This is a genomic window from Dactylosporangium siamense (assembly GCF_016862795.1).
Lineage (GTDB): Bacteria > Actinomycetota > Actinomycetes > Mycobacteriales > Micromonosporaceae > Dactylosporangium > Dactylosporangium siamense.
In genome coordinates this window covers 14,570-40,064 of sequence record NZ_BONQ01000057.1, presented here as the reverse complement: position 1 = coordinate 40,064, position 25,495 = coordinate 14,570, and the positions used below count along the sequence as shown (strand labels likewise).

Genomic DNA, 25,495 nt, shown 5'->3' with positions numbered 1-25,495 from the left:
TCGAGCCGAAAGGTCGTCATGCCGCACAAGTTTCGACGCCTCCTGGCCGGGGCCTGCCTCGTCGCCGCGCCGCTGTTCTACGTCGCGGGCCTGCTCACCGACCCGGCCCTGCGTGCCGGTGACGCCGCCGACGGGGCCTACGGGCGCCATCCGGGGCAGGTGTCGGTGAGCGCGGCCCTGTTGCACTGGAGCTGGGTGCTGCTCGTGCCCGGCATCATCGGGATGATCCACCTCGTGCGGCGGCGCGCGGTGCTGTTCGGGCACATCGCCGGCGTGGTGGCGCTGCTCGGCGTCGTCAACTTCTCCGCGTTGATGCTCGGTGACTTCTTCTACGCCAGGCTCGAGGCGGACCTCGGGACCGCGGAGGGCGATCGGCTGGCCGACGCCGCGTTCGCCGCGGCCGGTGCGTTGTGGGGTTTCCAGGTGCCGGGGTTCCTGGGTCTGCTCGGCGTGCTGCTGCTCGGTCTTTCGCTGGCGTACGACCAGCAGGTGCCCTGGTGGGCGCCTCCGGCGATGGTGGCCGGGATGCTGGCCGGGCCGGTGTACCCGGTCGGCATGATCGCCGGGAGCGTCCTCTACATCGCCGGAGCGGGCGTGATCGGGATCCGGATGCTGCGGATGAGCGACGCGCAGTGGGCTCAGGCGCCGGCGGTGAGCGGGAACGTCGCGGTGACCGAGTAGCCGCCGCCGGAACGGGCGCCGGCGCGAAGGGTGCCTCCGTGCTGCGCGACGCGCTCACCCATGCCGACCAGGCCGTGCCCCGGTCCCGCCCCGCCGCTGTCAGCGGCACCGCCCGCGCCGTCGTCGCGGACCTCCACGGCCAGCTCGCCGGGGGTGAAGCCGATCGTCACGTCCACGCTCGCCGCACCGGCGTGCTTGAGGGTGTTGGTCAGCGCCTCCTGCACCACCCGGTAGACGGCGAGGCCCAGCGACGGCGGCAGCGGGCGCGGCGGGCCGGTGACGGTGAGCCGCACGTCGAGCCCCGCCGCCCGCAGCGGCCCGGCCAGTTCGTCGAGGCGGTCGAGCCCCGCCGGCGGGCGCCCGTCGCGCAGGACGCCGAGCAGCATCCGCAACTCCTCCACGGTGTCGCGACCGGCTCGTTCGACGCCTCGGAGGAGGTCGTGTTCGCGTTCACGGTCGGTGCCGAGCAGCAGCCGCACGCCACCGGTCTGCAAGGTCATCAGGCTGACGTTGTGGGAGATGACGTCGTGCAGTTCGCGGGCGATGCGGGTGCGCTCGTCGGTGGCCGCGACCGCCGCCCGCTGCGCCATCCGGACCGTCCGCCGGGTCTGCCGGCGCAGCAGGATGCCGCTGCCGTAGGCGACGCCCATGAAGATGGCACCGATCAGGCTCTCGGCGACGTCCTGACCGGGCAGGGTCTGCAACAGCGCGTAGGCGGCGAGGACGGCGAGGACGCCGGCGGCCCGCAGGCGCGGCCCGGTGGATTGGCTGCCGACCGTGTGGACCAGGATCAAGTTCGAGTAGAACTGCCAGGCGGCCAGGGGGTAGTCGTCGTCGGTGACGGCGACGCGGAACACGGCCGACAGTGCGGTCAGCGCGGCCAGCGTCCCGACCGGGAACCGGCGGCGCAGGAGCAGGAGCACGCCCGCGACGAGGGCACCCGCGGCGACGAGGTCCGGCCGGTGCACGTGTCCGGGTCCGGGGCCGGCCCGCCCGTACGCCTCGACGATCCCCGCCCCGGCGACGGCGACGGCGAGGAGGGCGTCGAGCCACGACGCCCGCCAGCGCGCGGGTGCGGGGGTCATCCGCCGGGGCGGACGATGCCCGCCTCGTAGCCGTACACGACCGCCTGGACCCGGTCGCGCAGCCCCAGCTTCTGGAAGATCCGGCCGACGTGGGTCCGCACGGTCGCCTCGCCGACCAGCAGCCGCCCGCCGATCTCGGCGTTGGAGAGCCCGCGGACGAGCAGCTCCAGCACCTCGCGCTCACGGCCGGTCAGCGTGTCGAGTTCGGGCGCGGGCGCCGGCTCCGGCCGGGCGGCGAACGACGCGATGACCCGGGTGGTCACCGCCGGGTCGATGAGCGCGTCACCGGCCGCCGCGACCCTGACCGCGTCGATGAGCTGCTCCGGCGGCGACACCTTGAGCAGGAACCCGCTGACCCCGAGCCGCAGCGCCGCGTGCAGGTGCTCGTCGGTGTCGAACATGGTCAGCAGGACGATCTTCGGTGGTCGCGGGCCGGCGAGCAGCCGGCGCGCCGCGGACAGGCCGTCCAGGCGGGGCATGGCGATGTCCATGACGAGCACGTCGGGTCGCAGGCGGTGGACCGCGGCCACCGCCTCTTCGCCATCGGAGGCCTCGCCGACGACGGTGATCGTCGCGGCGGCGGCGGTCTCGACGACCAGCCGCAGGCCGGCCCGGATCATCGCCTGGTCGTCGGCGATCACGAGCCTGACCTGGTCCGACATGGTGTGCAGGATAGCCAGCGGCGGCAACCGCCCGGCGGTCGGACCACCTCGGGATGCCGCTTCGACCACGCGATGAGCAGGCGCTCGCGCCGGCGTGGCCCTTCCATGGCTGACCTGCCGCCGCGGTTCGCGGGCCGGGACTGCGCGGCGACGGCGGGACCTGGGCGCGGACCATCGCCGGCCGGGTCCACGACCTGCGCTTCGACACCTTCGGGTGCCGGCCGGTCGCGGACCCGTGCCGACCAGGTCCGCCGGTTCGCCCCCGAGGTCGTCCCGCGGATGCGTGAGCTGACCGGGTGACGGCTCAGCCGAGCAGGTCCGCGAGGGCCACCTTCGGGTCGGCGAGCCCCTCAAGGTCGACGGCGGTGCCCGCCCAGCCGGCGCGGACCAGGGCCTGGATGTCGTCGGTGACGTCCCAGACGTTGACGTTCATGCCCGCCAGGACGCGGCCGTCCTTCACCCAGAAGGCGATGAACCCGTCCGCGACCGACGTCCCGCCCCGGAACACCACCTGGTCGTAGCCGCCGGGCGTCGCGAAGCCCGAGTACTCCATGCCGAGGTCGAACTGGTCGGAGAAGAAGTACGGCACCCGGTCGTAGCTGGCCTCGCCGAGCAACGACGCGGCGGCGACCTTGCCGCCGTTGAGGGCGTTCGCCCAGTGCTCGACCCGCACCCGCCGGCCCAGGCCGGGGTGGTCGAGGTTGACCACGTCCCCGGCGGCGTAGATGTCGGGGTCGGAGGTGCGCAGGGCGGCGTCGACGACGATGCCGTTGTCGACCTCGAGACCCGCGTCGACGGCGAGCTCCGTGTTGGGCTGGATGCCGACGCCGACGACGGCCACGTCGGCGGGCAGTTCGGTGCCGTCGGCGAGGACGACGCCGGTCAGCTTGCCGTCGACGCCGGTGAACCGGGCGACGGAGGCGCCGAAGCGGAACGTGACGCCGTTGGCCCGGTGCAGGTCGGCGAAGACGGTGGCGACCTCGTCGCCGAGGACGCGTTGCAGGGGCAGGTCGGCGACCTCGACGACGGTGGCGGTCGCGCCGTGCTTGCGGGCCGCGGCGGCGGTCTCCAGGCCGATCCAGCCGGCGCCGACGACGACCACGTGCGCGGCGGCGCGCAGGTGCGCCAGCAGCGCGTCGGCCTCGTCGACGGTGCGCAGGTAGCGCACGCCGGTCAGGTCGGCGCCGGGCACGTCGAGGGTGCGCACCCGCGATCCGGTGGTGAGCAGCAGCTTGTCGTAGTGCAGTTCGTCGACGCCGTCGAGGGTGACGGTCCGCGCCGCCGGGTCGACGCGGGTGACCCGGGTGCCGAGGCGCAGGTCGACGTCGTTCTCCGCGTACCACTCCTCCGGGTGGACGAACGCCTTCCCGCGGGCGTCCTCGTCGCCCTGCAGGTAGGCCTTGGACAGTGGTGGGCGCTCGTACGGGCGCTCCGTCTCCTCGCCGATCAGCACGATCCGGCCGCTGAAGCCTCCGGTGCGCAGCGTCTCCGCCGCCTTCGCCCCGGCGAGGCTCGCGCCCACGATCACAAATGTCCGCTCGTCAGCCATAGGTCCAGCCTTCCCTACCGCTCCGCGATCTGCCACTGGTCACCCGCGCGCGTCACGACCGCAGGATTCAGCCACCAGTCACTGGTCACACGTGCGCCGCGGCCGCCGGGTTCAGGCGCTCGTGCCAGGCCGTCGCCGACAGGTCGGTGAGGCTGGCGACCTGGTCGATGACCACCCGCAGCCGGGCCGCGTCGTCGGGCGCCGCCCGCCACATCGGGGCGAAGACCGCGTCCAGCCCGTCGGGCGCCCGGTCGGCGAGCGCCGCCACGAGCTCCTGCAGGATGGTGACCTCCTGCGCGTAGCGCTGTTTCGAGCCGGGACGGCGCATCACGTACCGCAGCGCGATGCCCTTCAACAGCGCGCACTGCGCCCGCACCGGCGGCGGGACGATGAGCCCGGCCGCATAGCGCCGCACCGGCGCGTCGCCGTGCACGGCCCTGGTCGCCGACACGGCGGCGGCGGCGAAACGGCCGGTGAGGACGCTCGTCACCCGTTTCAGGGCGACCTGGGCGGCGTGGCTGCCGTCGTAGTGGTCCAGCGGCGCGAGGACCGGGTCGGCGAGCAGGTCGAGCAGGACGGCTTCCAGGTCCGCGGCCCGCTCGGAGGAATAGGCGGCGGCGACGTCCTCGCACAGCGCGGCGCGTTCGCCGGCGTCGGTGCGCAGCGTGGCCAGGTGCACGTAGCCGCCGTGGATGCCATCCTCGACGTCGTGCACGGAGTAGGCGACGTCGTCGGCCCAGTCCATCACCTGCGCCTCGAGGCAGCGTTCATCGTCGGCACGCCCATCGCGCAGCCACGTGAAGACGGCCGCGTCGTCGGCGTAGACCCCGAACTTGCGGTAGCCGTCGCGGCGGGGCCACGGGTACTTCGACACGGCGTCCAGCGCGGCGCGGGTGAGGTTGAGCCCGGCCGAGGCGCCGTCGGGTGCCAGGACCTTGGCCTCCAGGCGGGTCAGCACCCGCAGGGTCTGCGCGTTGCCCTCGAAGCCGCCGCACGGCTGCGCGACCTCGTCGAGCGCGTCCTCGCCGTTGTGCCCGAACGGCGGGTGGCCGAGGTCGTGGGCGAGCCCGGCGGTGTCCACGACGTCGGGGTCGCAGCCGAGGCGGGCGCCCATCTCCCGGCCGAGCTGCGCGACCTCCAGGGAGTGGGTGAGGCGGGTGCGCAGGAACGCGTCGGCACCGGCGGTGTGCACCTGGGTCTTGGCCGCGAGGCGGCGGAACCCGGCGGAGTGCAGCACGCGGGCCCGGTCCCGCTGGAACGGCCCGCGCCCGTTGTCGGCGGAGGTCGTGGTGCGGTCCTTCTGCGGCTCGTGCACGAAGCGCTCTGCGTCCGGGCTCAGGTCCGGGTTCACGCCTCGAGCTTAGAGGTTTCCTCAGTTCCCTGATCTCGCGGCGGCGGAATGGGCACGGGCGGCGCCGCGGGCGGGTCCCGCTCCGCGGGCGGCTCGTTGAGCGCCTCGACCACGGGTGTCATCAGGACCTTGATCGCGGCGACGACGGGGATCGCCATGAGCGCGCCGACCACGCCGAGGGTCGCGCCGCCGACGAGCGCGGCGAGGAGCACCGCGATCGAGGACAGGTCGACGGTGTTGCGCAGCACCCGCGGGGCGATCAGGTAGTTCTCCAGCTGCTGGTACAGCAGGAAGAACACCGCCACGACGACGGCGTTCGGCCACACGTCGCCGGTCACCAGCGCGACGACCGTGCAGCCGACCGCGCCGACGGTGGCGCCGATGAGCGGGATCAGGTCGGTGATCGCGACGAAGAAGGCGAGGGGCAGCGCGAACGGCACATCCATCAGGAACAGGCAGGCGAACGAGGACACACCGGCGAACAGGGAGATGATCAGGTTGCCGATCATGTAGCCGCCGACCTTGTCGACGACGACGTTGATCGCCTGCGCCGCGCGGGGCCGGCCCTGCCGGGGCACCAGCCGCACGATGCCCCGCCGGATCCGGGGCAGGTCGGCCATGAAGTAGATCGTGAGCACGGTGACCAGCAGGACGTTGAGGATCGCGCTGAAGATGCCGGCGATGACGCCGAGCGCGCCGCCGCCGACCTTGCCCGGCAGGGTCTTGGCGTATTCGGTGAGCTTCTCCGTCAGCCCGTAGCGGTCCGCCACCTCGCGGTAGGTCTGCGACCGTTCGGGCAGTTCCTGCAGGTACTGCGGAATGTTGCGGAGCAGGTCGCCGCCCTGCCCGACGAGGGTGGGGACCAGCGACCAGACGAACCCGACGAGGATCAGCAGGGCGAGCACGACGATGACGGCGACCGCGACGGACCGGCGCACCCCGTGGCGGATCAGCAGCCGGACCGCGGGGTCGAGGCTCACCGCGACGAAGACCGCGATGACGACCTGCACGAGGATCTGCCGGACGTTGTAGAGCGCGAACGCGCCGACGGCCACGGTCAGCAACCCGAGGCCGGTGGCGACGGCCAAGCGGTACGCCCTGCCGAAGTCGATCACTGGCGGCTCATCCGGGGGTTCGCAGGATGCAGAACTCGTTGCCCTCCGGGTCGGCGAGGACGACCCAGGTGGCGTCCTCGGGCTGGCCGACGTCGACGTGGCGGGCGCCCATGTTGACCAGTCGCTCGATCTCGGCGTCCAGGTCGTCGGGCCGCAGGTCGAGGTGGAGGCGGTTCTTGGCGTGTTTGGTGTCCGGATGGCGCAGGAAGATCAGCCGTGGGTGACCGTCGACGCCGGGGCCGACCACGACCTCCCGTGGCGATACGCTCTCGATCCGCTGGTCGAGCACTTCCGCCCACCACCGGCCGAGCCGCTCAGGGTCGAGCGCATCGACGATCAAGGCATCCCACCGGCTCCCCATGCATACCTCCGTGGTCGGCGTGGGGACTCACCATACGCCGGGTCGACGACCGTCGCAGCCGCCCCGATGCGCGCGGGGAGGCCACCTTAGCCGGTCTCCCGCGGCGTCGTGCCGTAAACGTGCATTTTGCAAAAAGCAATGTCTGATCGGCTTCTGGTTATCACCCGAACGCACGGAGTAGCTGATCAAGTGGCTCGGGGTAATTTGCCGGAAGCGCATCGTTACGGCCGCTCCCCCACGTCTGGCCGTCGTGTGCCGTTTCCCCGTGCTCACCTTCACCCGCCCGCGAACGGGAGACTCAGTGCCTGCTATCGATGACTGCCTGCGGCGCGCCATGACGATTCGCGGCGCCATCGGGGCGAGCCTCATCGACTACACCACCGGGCAGTCGCTCGGCCTGCAGGGCGGCAGGGAGTCCGTGGCGCCGCACGCCGATCCGACCGCGGCGGCGCTGGGCACCGCGAGCGTCATCCACGCCGCCATGCAGACCGCGGCGTACGCCCCCGCGGTGCCCGGCGACACGGTCGAGGACGTCATCATCAGCACGTCCGCGGCGTACCACCTGATCCGGCCGGTGCGCACCGGCTTCGACTCGCGGCTGGTCCTCTACGTGTGGCTCGACCGGGCCGAGGGCAACCTGGCGATCGCCCGTCGCCGCATCCGGTCGCTCGCCGAAGACCTCGCGTGAACGCCACCGCGAAGGCCACGCGGCAGCAGCAGCCGAAGCTCGGCCGGGGCGTCACCCCGGCCAAGGCCCTCGGTCAGCTCGCCGCCCTCGGGGTGACCGGAGCGCTGACCGTCGTCGGCGAGCCCGGCGGCGTCATCTTCCTCCGCGACGGCCTGGTCAACGGCGTCGAGTCGCCGGCCGCGCCGAGCGTCGACCGGCTCCTCACCGCCTGCGGGAAGGTCGAGGAGCGGGTCTGGGAGACCATTCCGTCGCGGCCGGCCCGGGCGCTGGTGGAGGGCGGGCACGTCAGCGCCGCGGAGATCGAGCTGTGCGCGATCGGCGCCCTGTACGACGCGGCGTACTTCGTGCTGTCGACCGAACGGGCCGAGCTGCGCTTCGCCCCCGACATCGAGCACTGGCTCGGCGCGGACTGCACGGTGACGGCGGACCAGTTGTGCGACCACGTCGTCCGGCAGCGGCGCATCCTCAACGAGGTGCACCCCTCAGACGTCACTGACACCGCCCCGGTCCGGCCGGTCCTGCGACCGGGCCTCGACCGTGTGCTGGTGTCAGGGCTGCAGTGGGAGATCGTGCTGCACGCCGACGGCAACCGCACCCCGCAGGAGCTGGCCGGCCTGCTGGGCTGCTCCGCGTACGCGGTGACCCTGGACGTGCGGCGGCTCGCGGCGGCGGGACTGGTCGAGCCACCCGTCGCCACGGAGCCGGAGGAGCCGCCGGCCACGCCCGAACCCCGGGTGGCGGCGTCCGGATCCGCCGCCGTGCCCGCGTCCGTGCCCGCCGCCGCGGCAGCGTCGCCGCCGGCGAACGGCGCGGAACGCCGGGAGATCCTGCCGCGGCGAGTGCCGGGGACCTTCACGTTCGAGGACCCGCCGACCGGCACGCGGCGGCACCTGCCGGCCGGGGTCAGCGCCCTGGCGGTGCTGCCCGGCGCGATCGACAAGCCTCCCGACGACTCGCTGCTCAAACGCATCCGCACGGCGCTGCAGTCCCTGCGGTGAGACCGGCTTCTTCAGATGGGGGTGACACGGCGATGACGACCGACACGGAACTGCGCGGCGAGCTGCTCGCGGAGCTGCACCGGCTGCGCCGGGCCGTGCCGGAGCTCACCGGCTGCCTGGTCGCCAGCACCGACGGCCTGCTCATCGTCGACGACGCCGAGACGGTGGTCGTCGAGGGTGTGGCCGCGCTCGCGGCGGCCTGCCTCGGCGTCAGCCAGCGGATCGCCGACAGCGCGGGCCATGAGGACTTCCAGGAGGTGCTGATCAGCAGTACCGGCGGCCACGTCGCCATGTACCTGGCCGGCAACGGCGCCGTGCTGGTCCTGCTGGCCGGCGCCGAGGCGAACGTGGCACGGCTGCATCACGAGGCGCGGCGGTCGATCGCGGTGGTCTCGCGGGTCGTGGCCACCGCCGCGCTCACCTTCTCCCAGGCGCTCCCCGAGCCGGCCCGATGGTAGGCCGCAACGGCGGGGTGCACCGACGGCCGAGACGAACGAACGACCCGGCACCGAAACCCAGTGACACTCCCCCCACCCAGAAGCTCACGGAGGTAGCCATGGCGGACATGGAAACGGCGCTCAAGGATCTCATGACCATCGACGGCGCGATCGGCGTCGCGCTGGTGGACTACAACAGCGGTATGGCGCTCGGCGTGCTCGGCGGTTCGAAGGACCTGGACCTGACCGTGGCCGCGGCCGGCAACACCGACGTGGTCCGCGCCAAGATGCGCACGATCGAGATGCTGAACCTCAAGGACGGCATCGAGGACATCCTGATCACGCTGAACAACCAGTACCACCTGATCCGGCCGGTCACGGGCCGCTCCGGCAAGGGGCTGTTCCTCTACCTGGCGCTGCTGCGGTCCCGGGCCAACCTCGCGCTGGCCCGGCACCACCTGTCCCGCATCGAGGACGAGCTCGACGTCTGATCGCCGATCAGTCCCTAACGGGTGTCGGAGGTCGACTGCTCGGTCACGGCCGCGCGGCCGGCCTCCAACCGTGCCACGGGCACGCGGAACGGTGAACACGACACGTAGTCCAGGCCCACCTCGTGGAAGAAGTGCACCGACTCGGGGTCGCCGCCGTGTTCGCCGCAGACCCCGAAGTGCAGCTCCGGGCGGGCCGCCCGGCCCTCGTCGACGGCGATGCGCACGAGCCGGCCGACCCCGTCGCGGTCGATGGACTCGAACGGCGACACCCCGAAGATGCCCAGCTCCAGGTACCGCCAGAAGAACGCGCCCTCGACGTCGTCACGGGAGAAGCCCCAGCCCATCTGGGTCAGGTCGTTGGTCCCGAACGAGAAGAAGTCGGCGGCCTGGGCGATGTCGCCGGCGGTCAGCGCCGCCCTCGGCACCTCGATCATCGTGCCGATCTTCACGTCGACGTCGTGCTCGCCGATGATCTTCTCGGCCTCGGCGCGGATCGTCTCCAGCTCCTGCACCGCGCCGACCAGCGGCACCATGATCTCCGGGTGCGCGCCGTCGACCTGCGCCGCGGCCTCGACGATCGCCCTGACCTGCATCGCGAACAGCCCGGGGATGACCAGTCCGAGCCGCACACCGCGAAGCCCCAGCATGGGGTTCTCCTCGTGCATACGGCGCACCGCATCCAGAAGGTCCTTGTCGTGTCCCGGATCCTGACCGCGCTCCTCCGCGACCGCGACCTTCACCGCGAGGTCTTCCAGCGGCGGCAGGAACTCGTGCAGCGGCGGGTCGATCAGCCGCACCGTGACCGGCAGGTCCCGCATCTCGCGGAACAGTTCGACGAAGTCGGCGCGCTGCAACGGCAGCAGTTCCCGCAGCGCCGCGTCGCGGTCCTGCGGGGTGCGGGCCAGGATCAGCCGTTCGACCAGGGCCCGGCGCTCGCCGAGGAACATGTGCTCGGTCCGGCACAGCCCGATGCCCTGGGCCCCGAACCGGCGTGCCCGGGCCGCGTCGTCTCCGGTGTCGGCGTTGGTGCGCACCTTCAGTCTTCTGGTGTCGTCGGCGTGCGTGAGGATCCGGTGCACCGCGCTGACCAGGGGGTCGGCCGCGGCGTCGAGGTTGCCTTCGAAGTACTGCACGACCGGTGACGGCTGGACCGGGACCTCACCGAGGTAGACCCGGCCGGTGGTGCCGTCGACGGAGATGACGTCGCCCTCGGAGACCACGTGCCCGTCCACCGTGAACTGTCCCTTGTGGAGGTTGACGTCGAGGTCGTCGGCGCCGCACACGCAGGTCTTGCCCATGCCGCGGGCGACCACGGCGGCGTGTGAGGTCTTGCCGCCGCGGCTGGTCAGAATGCCCTGCGCCGCGATCATGCCGGGCAGGTCGTCGGGGTTGGTCTCGCGGCGGACCAGGATGACCTGCTCCCCCTCCTTGGCCAGGGCCACCGCGTGCTTGGCGTCGAAGACGGCCTTGCCGACGGCGGCGCCCGGCGACGCGCCGACCCCCCGGGTGAGCTGCTCGGGCTCTTGTGACAGGTCGAAGGTCGGGAACATCAGCTGCGCCAGCTGCGCGCCGTTGACCCGCCGCAGCGCCTCGTCCAGGTCGATGACGCCCTCGTCGACGAGGTGCGTGGCGATGACGAACGCGGCGGCCGCGGTCCGCTTGCCCACCCGCGTCTGCAGCATCCACAGCTTGCCGCGCTCGATGGTGAACTCGATGTCGCACAGGTCCCGGTAGTGCTCCTCGAGCTTCGCCATGATGTTGAGGAGTTCGTCGTAGGCCTGCGCGTTGACGTCGGCGAGGCCTTCCAGGGGCGTGGTGTTGCGGATGCCGGCGACGACGTCCTCACCCTGGGCGTTGGCGAGGTAGTCGCCGTAGACGCCGGGCTCACCCGTCGCCGGGTCACGGGTGAACGCCACGCCGGTGCCCGAGTCGGCGCCGAGGTTGCCGAAGACCATGGCGACCACGTTGACGGCCGTGCCGAGGTCGGTCGGGATGCGCTCCTGGCGGCGGTACAGCACGGCCCGGTCGGCGTTCCAGGAGCTGAAGACCGCGTTGACGGCGAGGTCGAGCTGCTCGCGCGGGTCCTGCGGGAAGTCGCGCCCCGTGTGCCTCTTGAAGATCGCCTTGTACTCCCGCACCAGTGCCCGCAGCGCGGCCGCGTCAAGCCCCAGGTCGTCCTTCGTCCTGACGGCGTGTTTCGCGTCGTCGAGCGCGTGCTCGAACTCCTCGCCCGGCACCTCGCACACGGTCTTGCCGAACATCTGGATCAGCCGCCGGTAGGAGTCCCAGGCGAACCGCTCGTCGCCGCCGGCCTGCGCGGCGAGCCCGTCGACGCTGTCGTCGGTGAGCCCGACGTTGAGCACCGTCTCCATCATGCCGGGCATCGAGAACTTCGCCCCGGACCGGACGGAGACGAGCAGCGGGTCGTGCCGGTCCCCGAGCTTGCGGCCCATCCTGGCCTCGAGCGCGGCGAGGTGCTCACCGACCTGCCGGTCCATCCCGTCGGGCAGCCGGCCCGTCTTCAGGTAGGCGCGGCACGCGTCGGTGGTGATGGTGAACCCGGGCGGGACCGGCAGGCCGAGGTTGGTCATCTCGGCGAGGTTGGCTCCCTTACCCCCGAGGAGATCCTTGAGGTCCCGGTTACCCTCTTCGAAGTCATAGACGAACTTCTCCACTGAAGCCTCCACTACCCTTACTCGTGCGGCTGAGCCATCGTTAGGGTTCCCGTGTGCGGCACACCGTAAAGCGGTATTCCGCAATTTGGCATCGCCATATGACAAGTCACACAAGGAACGGCACATGAGGCTCTTGCGGGTGCATTTGGGAGCGCTCCACCACGCAACTTCGCGCATCGCTCGCGATCGTGCCCGTTTTAGGGCTTTCCGCGTTCCCGCACTTCGGGATGCGTACACCTGATTCATCCCGGCTCGTGCCGAGCAGCAATGAGCATCGTTTGTGCTCTGTCGCGATCGGCCTCCGCATTGATGCGGGCGGATCACCAAGGGGCGAAAATACGGATGACGATCCGGGAAACGACGTGCCACGGTGGCGGTATGAGCCGTATTGCAGCGCGTATCGCCGGTATTGCGGAGTCAGCCACCCTCGCCGTCGACGCGAAGGCCAAGGCGATGAGGGCGGCCGGCCGGCCGGTGGTGCTCTTCGGCGCCGGCGAACCCGACTTCCCGACGCCCGACCACATCGTCGAGGCCGCGCGGCGCGCCTGCGCCGAGCCGCGCTTCCACAAGTACACGCCGTCCGGCGGCCTGCCCGAGCTCCGCGAGGCGGTGGCGGCCAAGACGCTGCGCGACTCCGGATACGCGGCGCGGGCGAGCCAGGTGCTCATCACCAACGGCGGCAAACAGGCCGTCTACCAGGCGTTCGCCACCATCCTCGACCCGGGCGACGAGGTGCTGGTGGTCGCGCCGTACTGGACCACCTACCCGGAGGCGATCAAGCTCGCCGGTGGCGTCCAGGTCGACGTGGTCACCGACGAGACGTCGGGCTACCTCGCGTCCGTCGAGCAGCTGGAGGCGGCCCGCACCGAACGCACCACGGCGATCCTCTTCGTCTCCCCGTCGAACCCGAGCGGCGCCGTCTACCCGCCTTCGGAAGTCGCGCGGATCGGCGAGTGGGCCGCGCGGCACGGGCTGTGGGTCGTCACCGACGAGATCTACGAGCACCTCACCTACGGCGACGCGGTCTTCACCAGCATCGCCACCGCCGTGCCGGAGCTCGCCGACAACGTGATCGTGCTCAACGGCGTCGCGAAGACCTACGCGATGACGGGCTGGCGGGTGGGCTGGATGATCGGCCCCACCGACGTGATCGCGGCCGCGACCAACCTGCAGTCGCACAGCACCTCCAACGTGTCCAACGTCGCGCAGGCGGCCGCGCTCGCCGCGGTCTCCGGCGACCTGTCCGCCGTCCAGCGGATGCGGGCCGCGTTCGACCGCCGCCGGCGGACCACGGTCCGGATGCTCAACGAGATGCCCGGCGTCTCCTGCCCCGAGCCCGCCGGCGCCTTCTACGCCTACCCGTCCGTCAAGGGCCTCCTCGGCCGCGAGCTGCGCGGCCGCCGCCCGCGGACCTCGGCGGAGCTGGCCGACCTGGTGCTCGAGGAGGCGGAGGTCGCACTCGTCCCGGGCGAGGCGTTCGGCACCCCCGGCTACTTCCGGTTCTCCTACGTCCTCAGCGACGAGGACCTGGCCGAAGGCCTGCTGCGCCTCGGCAAGCTGTTCGCCGAGGCCCGGTAGGCCGCCGCGCCGCGCCGCCGTGCCATGCTCGAGGGGTGACGCTGCGCCTCGGCCCCTACCCCGTCGACCCGCCCGTGGTCCTCGCCCCCATGGCGGGCATCACCAACGTGGCCTTCCGGCAACTCTGCCGCGAACAGGGCGCCGGCCTCTACGTCTGCGAAATGATCACGACCCGCGCCCTGGTCGAGCGCAACCCCAAGACCATGAGCATGATCCAGTTCGGCGCCCTGGAACGGCCACGAAGCCTGCAGCTGTACGGCGTCGACCCCGCCACCATCCGCAAGGCCGTCGAGATGATCGTCGAGCAGGACCTGGCCGACCACATCGACATGAACTTCGGCTGCAGCGTCCCCAAGGTGACCCGCCGCGGTGGCGGCTCCGCCCTGCCGTGGAAGCGCAAGCTCTTCGGCGACATCGTGCGGTCTGCCGTTGAGGGCGCGGCCGGTTTGCCGGTCACCATCAAGATGCGCATCGGCATCGACGACGAGCACCAGACCATGCTCGACGCGGGCCGCATCGCCCAGGACGCGGGCGTGGCGTGGGTCGCCCTGCACGCCCGTACCGCCGCCCAGCGCTACTCGGGCGAGGCTTCGTGGGACGCGATCGCTTCGCTGAAATCCGCTCTGGACATCCCGGTCCTCGGCAACGGCGACATCTGGGAAGCGTCAGATGCGCTGGATATGATGTCCCAGACGGGCTGCGACGGCGTCGTCATCGGCCGCGGCTGCCTCGGCCGACCCTGGCTCTTCGCCGACCTCGCCGCCGCCTTCGCCGGCCGCACCGACCGCGCCTTCCCGACCCAGGGCGAGGTCGCCGCCCTGATGCTCCGCCACGCCACCCTGCTCGTCGAATGGTGGGGCCGCGAAAAGGAAGGCGTCACCGACTTCCGCAAACACGTCGCCTGGTACCTCAAGGGCTTCCCCGCCGGCGGCGAACTCCGCGCCGCCATGGCCACCAGCTCATCCCTGGCCGAGCTCGGCGCGCTGCTGTCACAACTCGACCCGGACGTGCCGTTCCCCCGCGAGATCCTCGGCCAACCCCGAGGCCGCACCGGCACCCCCGCGAAGGTCATCCTCCCGCAGAACTGGCTCGACGACCGAGACGACGACACCGTCCCCGAAGGCGCCGAACTCGACGACTCCGGCGGCTGATCAGCGACCCGACGCAAGGCTATCGGGTGCTTCGTACAAGTCTGAGTTTCTGCTTGACTCAATTCCGCAGGACCGCAGCCGCAACGCTGTGCAGATCGACCGCAGGCGCATCGCTGGTCCACGTCTCGGTCCACCCTCCGTATGCAAAGTGAGGTTTCACCGAGTCGGTCGGCCGGAAGGCAGCAGTCGTCACGAGAACAGCCCGCTCAACTCGAAAAGCAGCAAGGCGGTCCTTGACGGCCACCATCGAGATCACCTCGGCTCCGTTGCGCAGGTGATCTGATATTCGCCGGCTGTCCTGCGAATGCGTGATACCGACCTTGTACAGCGACAAAGCAGGAAAGAAGATCAGGTAAACGACGTGCGGTCCGGCGAGATCTGCACCTCCGTCGCAGCGCAAACATGCCGGCGCTCCACCGAGAAGTGCACTCAACGACAGACGCCGCTCGTCCCCACACCGCAAGCATCTCGATTCCGCAGGGTCGGTCATCCTCATGTCGCCTGACAGATACTCCAGGCCATGCTGCGCGAACACTTGAGTAGCTCGCCGCTGCGACCATCCGTTGAATACTCTCTGCGAGCAGTTACGGCACGGATTCCGACCTCTACGCACCAGGTCATCCACCAACTGAAGGGTGGTGTGCTCAATGGATTCGCACATCACGCAGAATGCTCGGATTACTTCGACACCAGTGCCGAAGCCCGGCGCATTATGGTTCTCGAAGGAAAACCGAGCCAGTGGAATCAGCCCTCTTGCCGTCAGCATGCTCCAGACTTGGCGAGAATCGAGAGAAGGGAAGCGACCGGCCTGCCGCGCCTCCCTTGCCATTTCAGCGAGATTGCACAGGTCACATGCAACGATGCCATTTGCAGGGCGATTGCGAATATCATGGTAGGCGACCCTCACCTCCTGCAGGCATCCGATGCATCGACACTTTCGCTCATACCGAGCGTCACGATACGGCTCAAGAGGCTGCAATCGTAGGCTGTTGTAGACCACGTCAATGCATTGAACGCACCGACCGGGTTTCCCTTTGCCGTTAGCGCAAGGCCGTCCGCACCCAGAAGAGCAAGTTCTCATGACACCAACCCATGACGATTACCCCGGTTCGGCCGGAATGTAGCTTGATCCTTCAGCCGGACCACTGACGGTTTCAGCCCAGTACGTACGACTCGTCGCCGAAGTCAGCAATGATCTTCAACTTTCCGCCGAGGGCCTGGACGTAGGCGGCGAGGGTGTCGACCTCGCTGCGTGAGATCTCGCCCTTCTCGATCCGGGACACGCGCGCCTGTGTCACGCCCATCACCTTGGCGATGTCGGTCTGCGTGGCATGCTGGCGGCGGCGAACCTCGGCAAGGCGGTAGGCACGCGCCTGCGCGATCAGTTCTTGAGCGCCGGCCTGGATCTCCTGACGTTCGGCATCAGTGAAACCGAGTTCGGTCTTCATGTCGTCCCAGGAGATGGCTTGCGGGTCCTTGAGGTGGTCCATCACTGCTCACCGTCCTTCTCTTGCAGCCGCTGCAGATGCTCGGCATATGCCGCCTCAGCAATCGGTATCGCGGTTCTGTACCAACCCTGCCAGTTGCCTGCCTTGTCGCCGCCGACGAGCAGCACCGCCTGCCGGACCGGATCGAACACGAACAACAACCGCACTTCGCTCGCGCCGGCCGAGCCGGGTCGCAACTCCTTGAGGTTCGCCAGCTTCGAGCCCCGCACCGTGTCTACCAGTGGCCGCCCAACGCCGGCCCTTCCACCGCGAGCGCATCAACCGCCGCGCTGATCAGAGCCAAGGTGCGCCGATCGGAATGTCGCAGATCATGCAGCCAGGACCGCACCGGCTCAACCACCACGATCGTCCACGCCACGTCGCGCCTCCGAGCATGTCTCTGACATTATATGTCACAAGAGTTATGTCCGCCAGATCCTACGATGAGTAGTCGCTACATCGCAAAGTTCGGATGCTCCGTGCCCAAGGTCACCAGGCGCGGCGGCGGCTCGGCCCTGCCGTGGAAACGCAAGCTTTTCGGCGACATCGTTCGCTCCGCCGTCGAGGGCGCTTCCGGCTTGCCGGTGACCATCAAGATGCGCATCGGCATCGACGACTCGCACACGACGATGCTCGACGCCGGCCGCATCGCCCAGGACGCCGGCGTGGCGTGGGTCGCCTTGCACGCCCGCACCGCCGCCCAGCGCTATTCAGGCACCGCTTCGTGGGACGCGATCGCTTCACTGAAGGCCGCTCTGGACATTCCGGTCCTCGGCAACGGCGACATCTGGGAAGCCTCGGACGCCCTGGACATGATGGCGCAGACCGGCTGCGACGGCGTGGTCATCGGCCGGGGCTGCCTCGGCCGCCCATGGCTCTTCGCGGATCTGGCCGCCGCCTTCGCGGGACGCACCGACCGGGTCCTTCCCACTCAGGGCGAAGTCGCGGCCCTGATGCTGCGCCACGCGACGCTGCTCGTCGAATGGTGGGGCAGGGAAAAGGAAGGCGTGACGGACTTCCGCAAGCACGTCGCCTGGTACCTCAAGGGCTTCCCCGCCGGCGGCGAACTCCGCGCCGCCATGGCCACCTCGTCATCCCTGGCCGAACTCGGCGACCTCCTCTCCCAGCTCGACCCATCAGTGCCGTTCCCGAAGGAGATCCTCGGCCAGCCCCGCGGCCGCACCGGCACCCCTGCCAAGGTCGTCCTCCCCCAGAACTGGCTCGACAACCGAGACGACGACACCATCCCCGAAGGTGCCGAACTCGACGACAGCGGTGGCTGACTCCGAACCTTCCGCGACCACTCCCTGCGACTCCGTAGCACATTCGGACGCCTTTGACACAACGGTTGAAGCCGAGGCCAGGGCTCATAACGCCGCAGCATGGACCGCTCTGTGGTCGCAGATGCACGGTCTGCCCACTGGCCTCCTACGGCAGCTGTGGCTGGCCGAACGCATCCGAATCGCTGTTCTCGCCTACGAAGCCGAGAACGAGCGAATCCAGCAGGCAAACGCGTTCAAGCCCTCGAAGACGCTCCGGGAGCCGGAGACGGTGACCCCGCATGGTCACGGGGTCACCGTCAGAAGCCCGCTGCGACCGGTCAGTCCTCGTCCGGTCGGAGCAGCGGCGCGGCGCGATGATGATATTCATCGGTGGCGCGTTGAATGCCGCAGGCAAGCTGCTCCCGAATCGCCTTGATCGCCCGTACGGGGTGACCCGCGCGGATCCAGTCGTCGATCTCGTCGTCCTGGGCCAGCACCGCGGCCGCCGCCCTGCGCAGCGCCGCCGCGGCATCCGGCGGCAGGGCCAGGGCAGGGCCCACCCGGTCCCGGAGCGCCGTCAACGTCTCCCGGCGTCCGGTCGCGGGCAGTCCACGCAGGTCTCCCGCATCGCCGCCAGCCGCCAGCCAACCACGCGTCAGCGGGTCAGACACCCACGAGCCGAGGAGTTCGACCACTCGTTCGGCCAACGCCGGGTCGGCTGGCCAGCGCTGGTCGGCGGAGAGCACCAGCGCGCTCACGGCACGAACCGCACAACCACGTCGGTGCACTCTCCGAGCGGACCCTTGGTCGATTCGATGACGACGTTCTTGAACCCGTACCGGGCGGCCATCTTGCCGGTAAAGGTGTTCAACGCTGCCTCCTCCGCGGTGAGACCGATCTGAATGCCGGCGTTGAAGCTGTCCAGGTTGTCAGACATTGTTCCACTCTCCGAATGCCAGTTACCGCGGATGGCTCTGATGTGAGGGCGTAGCGCCTCCACTGCGTCCACGAACATCTGACCGCCGGTCGGCAGCCGGCCCTCGACCGCGGTGATCGCGGTGTTGAGCACGCCATTCGCGTCGACGTCCGCCGCGATCGCCACCCCACCCTCGTAGAATCCGTAGTAATCGAGGCAGCTGCTGTTGTGCACCAGCACCGGAGTTCCACCGGCGGACACGTAGTAGTTGTGCGCCTCGGCGACGGTCAGGTCGAACATGTCCTGACCGCCGCGGACCGGGCGGACGTCCATCACCCATGTCGGCGTGCCATACAGCGCGTGCAGCGCGTCGCCCACGCGAAGCGACCCCGCACCGACCCACGCGTGCCGGGTTGCGTCCCAGAACCGGTGCTCCGCGGTGGTGTGCAGCACGGCGGGGCCACTCAGACCCCGGACGGTGACATCGACCAGATCAGTGTCGTAGTTGCGGAACACCTGCGTAACCTTGCGAACCACGGTGCGGCCGGTCGCCGGATCGGTGCTGCGGACCGCATCGCCGATCTTGACGCGGCTGATGGGCCGCCAACTGCCGTCGCCCATCACCACCGGCGTCCGGCCGTCGAAGCTATGCCCCCCGCCTGGACAGCCGGCCCGCAGCATGTCCTGGACCTCCCGCTCGATCCGGCTCAGCGCGGTCAGGCTGATCTCGGTGCCGCGCAGCGCCAGCAGCGCCTCCCCGACGCCAACGCCGGTGCGCAACGCGATCCGAACTGCGATGACACCCCGCGCGACCAGGCTCAGGCCAGCGGGCGCGAGCAGCGTGCCCGCGACCCAGGCACAGTCACTGAGCTTGCCTCGCGCGCAGCCGACGAAGTCGCTGATCATGCCGTATGCGAGCGACTTGAGCAGGGCCTCCTCGATTGGCTGCAGCTGAATGCGCTCCGTCACTGGATAGTGCTGGTTGATCTGCTCGGCGTGGAGGAAGTCGATCGTGTACGCCTCGGGGCAGATCGTGTCGCCGGGGTTGTGACAGGTCCGTACCAGATAGATCAGCGTGCCGGTGATGTGGTGGTCGACCTTGAGGTCGCAGACGTGGATGTTGTCGTAGGGGATCTGGCAGTCGCCGTCGGTGGTGACGTTGTCGGTGATGTTGGGCACGACCATCAGCCCCGCCTCGCCGGCCGGACCGTTTTCGCTGACCGCGACCGCCATCGCGTTGTTGTCGGCCTCGATCTCGGCCAGCATGGCCGCGCTCTCGGCCTGTGCCGCGGCGGCGGCCGCGTTGGCGGCGGCCTGTTCCGCGGCGGTCGCGTCGGTCTCGGCCTGCTGGGCGGCGGCCCGGGCCTGACCGGCGGCGTACTCGGCCGCGTCGGCCGCCAGGCGGGCCGCGGCGGCGTCGCGTTCGGCGGCCGAGGCGGCGGCCAGGGCGGCGTCCGCGTCGGCGCGGGCGGCGTTGGCCGCGAGGTCGGCCGCGGCCGAGTCCTGCACCGCCTGCGCCTTGTACTGCGCGGCGTTGGCGTCCGCCTGCGCCGCGGCCGCGGCGTCGGTGGCCGCGGCGGCGGCGGAGATCCGGGCCTGTTGCAGCGACTGGGCGGCCGCGACAGCGTCGACGGCGGCGGCCGCGGCGGCCTCCGCGGAGAGCTTGACGTCCGCCTCGGCCCGGTCCGCGGCGGCCTGGGCCGCCTCGGCCGCTTCGGCCGCCTCGTCGGCGCGGACCTGCGCGACGGCCGCCTGCTGTTCGGCGAGCGTCTTCGCGGCCTGCCCGACGAGGACCGCCATGCCTGCGGAGGAGTCGATCTGCTGGTACGGCGCGCCCAGGGTGATCGCGTCGTCAGCGGGCGCGGCGACGAGTAGCGCGGCGTCGCGGGCGGCGAAGGCGGACTGCAGCGAGGCATACGCCGCGCCGACCGCCTTGCTGCTGTCGACCCGTGCCGCGTCCGCGGCCGCGCGGGCGGCGACGGTGTTCGCGCTGGCCTGCGCGGCCAGGGCGAGGGCCAGGGTGGCCTGCCGCTCGGCCTCCTCCACGTTGGCCGCGGCCAGGTTCGCCGCCGCGATCGCGTCGGCGGCCGCCGAGTGGGCCTTGGCCGCCGCCGCGGTGGCCTCGTCGAGGGCGGCCTGGGCCGCGCGGGCGGCCGCCTCGGCCCGGGACGCCGCGGCGTCGGCCTCGGTCGCGGCCGCACGCGCCGCGGTGGCCGCGGAGGTCGCCGCGGTGGCCGCGTCGCGGGCGTTCTGCGCGGCCGTGGTGGCCTCGTCTGCGGCGGCGCGGGCGGCAGTCGCCGCGTTCCGCGCCTCGACCGCATCCTCGCTGCCTTCCGCCGCCGCGGCCCGGGCCTCGGCGGCCTCCGCCCTGGCGGTGAGCGCGTCCCGGCGCTGTTCGGCGTTGACCGCGTCCGTCCGGGCCGTCACCGCCCTGCTCTCGGCGGCCTCGGCTTCGGTGCGTTTCTGGGCCGCGGTGCCGGCGGAGTCGTCGGCGTCGTCGCGCTTGGACTCGGCGATCGCCCGCTGCTGCTGCGCGGTGGCCTCGGCCGCGGCGGCCTTGGCCCGCTCGCTGTCGGCGACGGCGCGGAAGTGCGCGGCGTTCTGCCGCTCGGCCTCGGCGACGAGCCGCTTGGCGTGCGCGTCGGCGGCGGCGTTCTTCGCGACCAGTTCCTGCTGCTCGGCGGTGGCCCGGGCGGCCTTCGCCGTCGTCGCGTGCTGCGCCGCCTGGTCGGCCTGCGCCTGCGCGGCGAGGGCGGCGGCGTGCGCCTGCGCGGCCGCCTCCTGCGCGGCGGCCCGCTGGTAGTAGGCCTGCACGGCGTTCATCTCCGCGCACGCCCGCTGGAACATCGCCTCGCTGGTCGCGGCGGTCGCGTTCGACGTCTGCACCGCGGTGTTGATCGCCGCGACGGTCGCGTCGACCGCGGCCGAGGACGCCTTCGTCACCTGTGCCGACTGCAGCGCGTACGCCAGGCCCCGGCCCCGCGGCAGGTTTCCCGCGGCGGCGACCTGGGCGGCCTGCGCCTGCGCCGCGTCGACCGCGGTGACCTGGGTGTGCGCCGACGTGGCCGCCTGCTGCGCGATCGTGAGCTGCTGCGCGATCGTGGTGCGGGTCAGCTGCAGCGTGGTGTTGAACTTCGCCGTCGGCGTCCAGCCCGGGCCCATGTCCTTCTGGTAGGCCAGCAGCTTCTCCGCGACCCATGCCTGCCCGACCGCCTCGACCATCGCGTACGACGCGGTCCACAGGTCCTTCCACGCCTGCGCCTCGGCCGCCACGATCGCGTCCCGCTGCGGCTTCTGCCCGGCCAGCTCGGCCTGCCACTCCGCCTGCGCCGCCGACACGATGCCGGTCAGCACCCGGTACGGGTCGGCGGGGTTGTTGAAGTCGCAGTTCGCCCAGCGGATCTTCATCGCCTCGACCTCGAGGCGGAACTCCTGCGAACCCGGCGTCGGCGCCGACTTGGCGAACCCGCCGTACTGGAGGTAGAGGCGCGCGTCGTCGGCCGACATGCCGTTGGCGATGTCCGTCAGGGGCACGATGTCGCCGCCGCCGAACAGCGCCGACAACTCCTCCTCGAACGCCCGGAACGCCACGAGGTACGGATCCGACTGCGCCTGCTCCGCGACCAGCCCGGTCACCCGGTCCTTCGCCGCCTGCCCCGCGCGCGGCACCACGTCGGCGTTCAGCGCGTCGTACGTGCGCTGGTCGCTGGCGCGGATGAAGGCCCGGAACGTGTCGTCGAAGCCGGGCACGTCAACCTGGTAGCTGATCGGGTTGATCTCCGACAGCCACCGGTCCTGCTGCTGCGTCTCGAACCCCGACGGCGGCGGCGACGCATCCCAGTCCTGCTGCGCCGCCACCCCCAGCGGCGACTCGAACGCACTGCCGCCGGCCAGCGCCGCCCGCCGCTGCGCGTCCGTGCCGGCCAGGGACTGCGCCGCCAACGCCCGCACGTTCGGGCCGCCCTGGTGCAGCACGTTGCCGACCCGGCAGCGGTCCTCCCGGGCCTGCGCGCCGTCCTGCGAGCTCGGCGTCCAGTCGTTGAAGCTGGTGTGCCGGTTCGTGTAGCCGTAGTTGGAGAAGCCGTCCCAGACGCTCCACTCCGGCCACAACGGCCAGTCCACGTCCGGCATCCCGGGCGGCGCGCCCGTCCCCGACGTGGCGGTCATCGGCGGCACGTCCGGCGCCGGCACCGCGCGCACGGTCGTCGACGCGACCAGCGCCACCAGCACGACCGCGATCAGCGCCCGGCGCGTCCAGGCGCCGGCCGACAACAATCTCAGCAGCAGTTTCACAGTTATTCCAGTCAATTGAGGGCAGCACAAAGGCACCGCTGTCACAGCGGTCGGAGAACGGCATCGCACGCGGAAAGCGCACGCGGATGCGAGCACCGCACGCAGGGCGCGCGGTGCTACGAAAGGCGATCAGGCGGGCTTGAACGCGCCGCTACGCGTGGAACCTCATCAATGACTCTCCCCGTGTGAACCCGCGCCGATTTCGCGGGTGTCGATATTGATGACGGGGACTCAATCAGGTTGTTACCCGCCAGTCAATACCCGGTGGCCACCATCGACCGGGGTCAGGCCGCGGCTGGCCGCGGCTGGCCGCGGCATACATGGCGACGTCGGCGGGGGTGGCGAGCCGGGAGACGGCGCCGCGCACGTCACGGCGCGGCGCCGTCCAGGGTTACCAGAGGTACTGATAGTTGAGTGCCTGGTAGGTCCAGGAGATCGGCCCGGGGGCGTTGCCCTCGAGCCAGCCGCTGCCCGAGTCACCGGCGAACAGCGGCTGACCGTGGCGCTCGCTGTGGTGGACGCTGTAGTTCCAGGTGGCCGATGTGGCGGCCAGGATGCCGCTGTGGTCGAGGTTGAACTGGGAGCCGTAGCGGACGTGGTGCGCCACGTTCATCACGGCCGAGGAGTTGCAGTCGGAGACGATGTCGGCGCAGGAGAAGATCTCCGTCCAGTCCGTGTTCATCGCCGACTGCGGGTCGGTGCCCAGGGTGGGCAGGAAGTTGGAGGTGGGCAGCATCTCGACGCACTGGGTGTTGTACCAGTCACAGAAGGTTGTCCACCACGTCCCGGCGTTGGGCGGGGCGATCGTCACCGCGTCCTCGATGTACAGCAGCGGCGGAAAGCCGGAACGGCGCTGCTCAACCGCCGTCACCGCGTACCGCAGGATGAGGCCGCCCATGGAGTGCGTGACGACGTCGACCTTGCGGCCGTAGCGCGACTGGTTGTTGTAGATGCCCCAGGCAACCTGCTGGGCGAGGTCGGCGATCGACGTCCAGGTGTGCCCGGAGGCGAACTGGTCGGTGCAGCCCGTGTCATCGGCGTAGTAGCCGACCGTGTGCATCTCGCCCGTCCAGCCCCGCGCCCGCAACGCGGCCATCGCCGGGTCCCACGTGCTGGAGCAGGAGGTGCCCGCCTTCCAGTTGAAGCCGTGCACGAAGTACACCGCGTTTGCCCGGCCGTCGCCGCGCGCGGGCGCCGGACCGAGCTGGTTCACGGCCGCGGGGCCGCCGCAGTCCAGCCGGGGCAGGCGCGTCAGGCCGAAGGCCGACAGCCGCGAGGCCTCGGCGCAGACCATCGACCCGGGGCCGCGGAACAGCCGGTCGACGAGCGTGTGGTCGTACGTGGTGTTCGTCGGGACCGCGGTGTGCAGGCGGTGGACGAGGGGCGTGCCGTAGCCGGTGTTGAGGGACATCGGGTTGCCCTCATGCAGCAGCGAGTCGGTCAACGTCCGCGGGCGGATGATCCGGCGCAGCTCTCCCGGGCCGTGCATGAAGAAGTCGCCGGAGGTGTTGATGTACGCCTGGATCCCGAACGGCACGACCATGTCCGGCTTCACGGCGGTGATCTTCGTGGTGTTGCCGCTGGGCAGCGTCTGCACGCAGCCGCCCCTGACGTCCGCCTCGGTGAGCCCGATCGCCGTCAGCCAGGCGGCGCGCAGCGTCGGCGGGCTCACCGGCGGCAGCGCCGGCACCACGGACGCACTGCCGAACGAGCGCAGCTGGCACCGGTAGATGGCCTGGAGCTGGTCCACCGTCAACGCGGCCGGCAGCTCCGTGCCGGTGGTGGCCCAGCTCACGCCGTCGGGATAGTCGACCGCGTTCACGGTGAGCGGCCCGGCACCGTTGCCGCCGGGGGCGTCGGTGAGGCGGCCCAGCCGCGCGATCCCAAGCCCTCGCCCGGCCGGTCCCCTCGCGTCAGCGGTCGACTGGGTGAGGAACTGCGAGACCGCGTACGGCAGCACCCAGTCGGTGGTCATCCCGGTCGTGTCGTCGTCGAGCATCGCCACGCCGTTGACGGTGTCGGTGATGCAGGGGTACGTCGCCCTCAGCGTCGGCGAGTCGCTGAGCCCCAGCGCGGCCAGCCACTGGGTACGCAGCTGCGAGCCGTAGCCGGGCAGCGCCGGCACCAGCGGCGCGCGCTGGCAGGTGTAGACGGCCCGCATCTCCGCCATCGTCGAGGTCACCTTGTTGTAGCTGCCCGTCACGTACGTGACGCCGTCGCGGGCGTACGGCAGGTACGACATGTCCGAACGCGGCTCCGGCAGGTACTGCGGCTCCGACGACAGCCGGGCGAACTGGAAGCACGGCGTCGTGCTCGTGCTCTGGGCGCGCACCGCGTCGACCGCCGCCTGCTCCGTCCGCGGGCGTGCCACATCACATCCGGCGCTCTGCACGCTGAAGGTGGCCCGGTCCGCGCCGCTCGCCGCGATCGAACCGGTCACCGGCGCCCCGCCGACACGGATGGCATCCTGCAGGTACGCGCCGATGTTCTGGGTGCCGGGCCCGCCGGCCCCGACGACCGGCGCCGGCGCGGCCACCTCGGCGTTCGCCACCGGAGCCGGCCCGGCAACAACGGTGAGCAGGCCTGCGGCCAGCACGGCTGCGACAACTGTTGCGAGTCTTCGCACGAATTCCCCCGTGTTCGACAATCCTTTGTGGACCTTGCAGCGGGAATCCAACGGCAGCAATCAATGCCGCCGGACGACGACCGGCGAAC

At 70.9% G+C, this 25,495-nt stretch carries 21 protein-coding genes and 1 pseudogene; 8 read left to right on the top strand and 14 right to left on the bottom strand.

The genetic code is table 11. The features are described from left to right. Positions 1 to 18 precede the first annotated feature (18 nt). Positions 19 to 681 (top strand): hypothetical protein, encoded by a 663-nt coding sequence (locus tag Dsi01nite_RS19765; protein WP_203847674.1) that lies wholly within the window; start codon positions 19 to 21, stop codon positions 679 to 681. Here the strand turns inward: Dsi01nite_RS19765 and Dsi01nite_RS19760 are convergent. The 6 genes from Dsi01nite_RS19760 to Dsi01nite_RS19735 form a co-directional block, all read right to left on the bottom strand. Beyond that, entirely contained in the window at positions 639 to 1,766 is a 1,128-nt protein-coding gene (locus Dsi01nite_RS19760) for a sensor histidine kinase (RefSeq protein ID WP_203847673.1), read from the bottom strand. The genes Dsi01nite_RS19765 and Dsi01nite_RS19760 overlap by 43 nt on opposite strands. Continuing rightward, positions 1,763 to 2,428, bottom strand: coding sequence for a response regulator (locus Dsi01nite_RS19755; protein WP_203847672.1), 666 nt, complete (start codon positions 2,426 to 2,428; stop codon positions 1,763 to 1,765). Before Dsi01nite_RS19755 ends, Dsi01nite_RS19760 begins: the two co-directional genes overlap by 4 nt. A gap of 304 nt (positions 2,429 to 2,732) precedes the next feature. Beyond that, on the bottom strand, positions 2,733 to 3,977 hold the full coding sequence (locus tag Dsi01nite_RS19750) for an NAD(P)/FAD-dependent oxidoreductase (protein ID WP_203847671.1): 1,245 nt from the start codon (positions 3,975 to 3,977) through the stop codon (positions 2,733 to 2,735). Between the two features lie 85 nt (positions 3,978 to 4,062). Next, the gene (locus tag Dsi01nite_RS19745) at positions 4,063 to 5,328 is read right to left on the bottom strand and encodes a deoxyguanosinetriphosphate triphosphohydrolase (RefSeq protein ID WP_203847670.1); all 1,266 of its coding nucleotides are present in this window, start codon (positions 5,326 to 5,328) and stop codon (positions 4,063 to 4,065) included. Then, a complete protein-coding gene (locus Dsi01nite_RS19740) occupies positions 5,325 to 6,443 on the bottom strand; it encodes an AI-2E family transporter (protein ID WP_203847669.1) in 1,119 nt (372 codons plus the stop codon). The genes Dsi01nite_RS19745 and Dsi01nite_RS19740 overlap by 4 nt, the downstream gene beginning before the upstream one ends. A gap of 7 nt (positions 6,444 to 6,450) precedes the next feature. Further along, positions 6,451 to 6,804 (bottom strand): VOC family protein, encoded by a 354-nt coding sequence (locus tag Dsi01nite_RS19735; RefSeq protein ID WP_203847668.1) that lies wholly within the window; start codon positions 6,802 to 6,804, stop codon positions 6,451 to 6,453. A gap of 301 nt (positions 6,805 to 7,105) precedes the next feature. On the opposite strand from Dsi01nite_RS19735, the gene Dsi01nite_RS19730 reads away from it, so the two are divergent. The 4 genes from Dsi01nite_RS19730 to Dsi01nite_RS19715 all read left to right on the top strand — a co-directional run bounded on the left by Dsi01nite_RS19730 (position 7,106) and on the right by Dsi01nite_RS19715 (position 9,418). Next, positions 7,106 to 7,492 carry a hypothetical protein gene (locus Dsi01nite_RS19730; protein ID WP_203847667.1) on the top strand — a complete coding sequence of 129 codons (387 nt, stop codon included), beginning with the start codon at positions 7,106 to 7,108 and terminating at the stop codon, positions 7,490 to 7,492. After that, the gene (locus Dsi01nite_RS19725; protein WP_203847666.1) at positions 7,489 to 8,490 is read left to right on the top strand and encodes an ADAM 12 protein; all 1,002 of its coding nucleotides are present in this window, start codon (positions 7,489 to 7,491) and stop codon (positions 8,488 to 8,490) included. Before Dsi01nite_RS19730 ends, Dsi01nite_RS19725 begins: the two co-directional genes overlap by 4 nt. A gap of 32 nt (positions 8,491 to 8,522) precedes the next feature. Further along, on the top strand, positions 8,523 to 8,948 hold the full coding sequence (locus Dsi01nite_RS19720; RefSeq protein WP_203847665.1) for a roadblock/LC7 domain-containing protein: 426 nt from the start codon (positions 8,523 to 8,525) through the stop codon (positions 8,946 to 8,948). Positions 8,949 to 9,046: 98 nt separating this feature from the next. Further along, a complete protein-coding gene (locus Dsi01nite_RS19715) occupies positions 9,047 to 9,418 on the top strand; it encodes a hypothetical protein (RefSeq protein WP_203847664.1) in 372 nt (123 codons plus the stop codon). Between the two features lie 14 nt (positions 9,419 to 9,432). On the opposite strand, the gene ppdK is transcribed toward Dsi01nite_RS19715, so the two are convergent. Beyond that, positions 9,433 to 12,093 (bottom strand): pyruvate, phosphate dikinase, encoded by a 2,661-nt coding sequence (ppdK, locus tag Dsi01nite_RS19710; RefSeq protein WP_239136012.1) that lies wholly within the window; start codon positions 12,091 to 12,093, stop codon positions 9,433 to 9,435. 378 nt (positions 12,094 to 12,471) lie between these two features. On the opposite strand from ppdK, the gene Dsi01nite_RS19705 reads away from it, so the two are divergent. Both Dsi01nite_RS19705 and dusB read left to right on the top strand, forming a co-directional pair. Next, complete coding sequence (locus Dsi01nite_RS19705; RefSeq protein ID WP_203847663.1) at positions 12,472 to 13,671, top strand: pyridoxal phosphate-dependent aminotransferase; 1,200 nt, start codon at positions 12,472 to 12,474, stop codon at positions 13,669 to 13,671. A 35-nt stretch (positions 13,672 to 13,706) separates the two neighbouring features. Further along, a complete protein-coding gene (dusB, locus tag Dsi01nite_RS19700; protein ID WP_275423397.1) occupies positions 13,707 to 14,822 on the top strand; it encodes a tRNA dihydrouridine synthase DusB in 1,116 nt (371 codons plus the stop codon). A 58-nt stretch (positions 14,823 to 14,880) separates the two neighbouring features. On the opposite strand, the gene Dsi01nite_RS19695 is transcribed toward dusB, so the two are convergent. From Dsi01nite_RS19695 to Dsi01nite_RS57405, 4 genes are all read right to left on the bottom strand, one after another. Next, positions 14,881 to 15,729 carry a hypothetical protein gene (locus Dsi01nite_RS19695; RefSeq protein ID WP_203847662.1) on the bottom strand — a complete coding sequence of 283 codons (849 nt, stop codon included), beginning with the start codon at positions 15,727 to 15,729 and terminating at the stop codon, positions 14,881 to 14,883. Between the two features lie 247 nt (positions 15,730 to 15,976). Continuing rightward, on the bottom strand, positions 15,977 to 16,312 hold the full coding sequence (locus tag Dsi01nite_RS19690; RefSeq protein ID WP_203847661.1) for an XRE family transcriptional regulator: 336 nt from the start codon (positions 16,310 to 16,312) through the stop codon (positions 15,977 to 15,979). After that, complete coding sequence (locus tag Dsi01nite_RS57410; RefSeq protein ID WP_239136011.1) at positions 16,312 to 16,539, bottom strand: type II toxin-antitoxin system RelE/ParE family toxin; 228 nt, start codon at positions 16,537 to 16,539, stop codon at positions 16,312 to 16,314. Before Dsi01nite_RS57410 ends, Dsi01nite_RS19690 begins: the two co-directional genes overlap by 1 nt. 5 nt (positions 16,540 to 16,544) lie before the next feature. Further along, positions 16,545 to 16,688: a hypothetical protein gene (locus tag Dsi01nite_RS57405; protein ID WP_239136010.1), complete on the bottom strand. Its 144-nt coding sequence runs from the start codon at positions 16,686 to 16,688 to the stop codon at positions 16,545 to 16,547. 88 nt (positions 16,689 to 16,776) lie between these two features. On the opposite strand from Dsi01nite_RS57405, the pseudogene Dsi01nite_RS19680 reads away from it, so the two are divergent. Further along, positions 16,777 to 17,592, top strand: a pseudogene (locus tag Dsi01nite_RS19680) (tRNA dihydrouridine synthase); the annotation flags it as partial. 317 nt (positions 17,593 to 17,909) lie between these two features. On the opposite strand, the gene Dsi01nite_RS19675 reads toward Dsi01nite_RS19680, so the two are convergent. The 3 genes from Dsi01nite_RS19675 to Dsi01nite_RS19665 all read right to left on the bottom strand — a co-directional run bounded on the left by Dsi01nite_RS19675 (position 17,910) and on the right by Dsi01nite_RS19665 (position 25,406). Continuing rightward, positions 17,910 to 18,329, bottom strand: coding sequence for a hypothetical protein (locus tag Dsi01nite_RS19675; protein WP_203847659.1), 420 nt, complete (start codon positions 18,327 to 18,329; stop codon positions 17,910 to 17,912). Next, the gene (locus tag Dsi01nite_RS19670; protein WP_203847658.1) at positions 18,326 to 22,780 is read right to left on the bottom strand and encodes a Hint domain-containing protein; all 4,455 of its coding nucleotides are present in this window, start codon (positions 22,778 to 22,780) and stop codon (positions 18,326 to 18,328) included. The genes Dsi01nite_RS19675 and Dsi01nite_RS19670 overlap by 4 nt, the downstream gene beginning before the upstream one ends. Positions 22,781 to 23,171: 391 nt before the next feature. Beyond that, entirely contained in the window at positions 23,172 to 25,406 is a 2,235-nt protein-coding gene (locus Dsi01nite_RS19665) for an esterase/lipase family protein (protein WP_203847657.1), read from the bottom strand. Positions 25,407 to 25,495 lie beyond the last annotated feature (89 nt).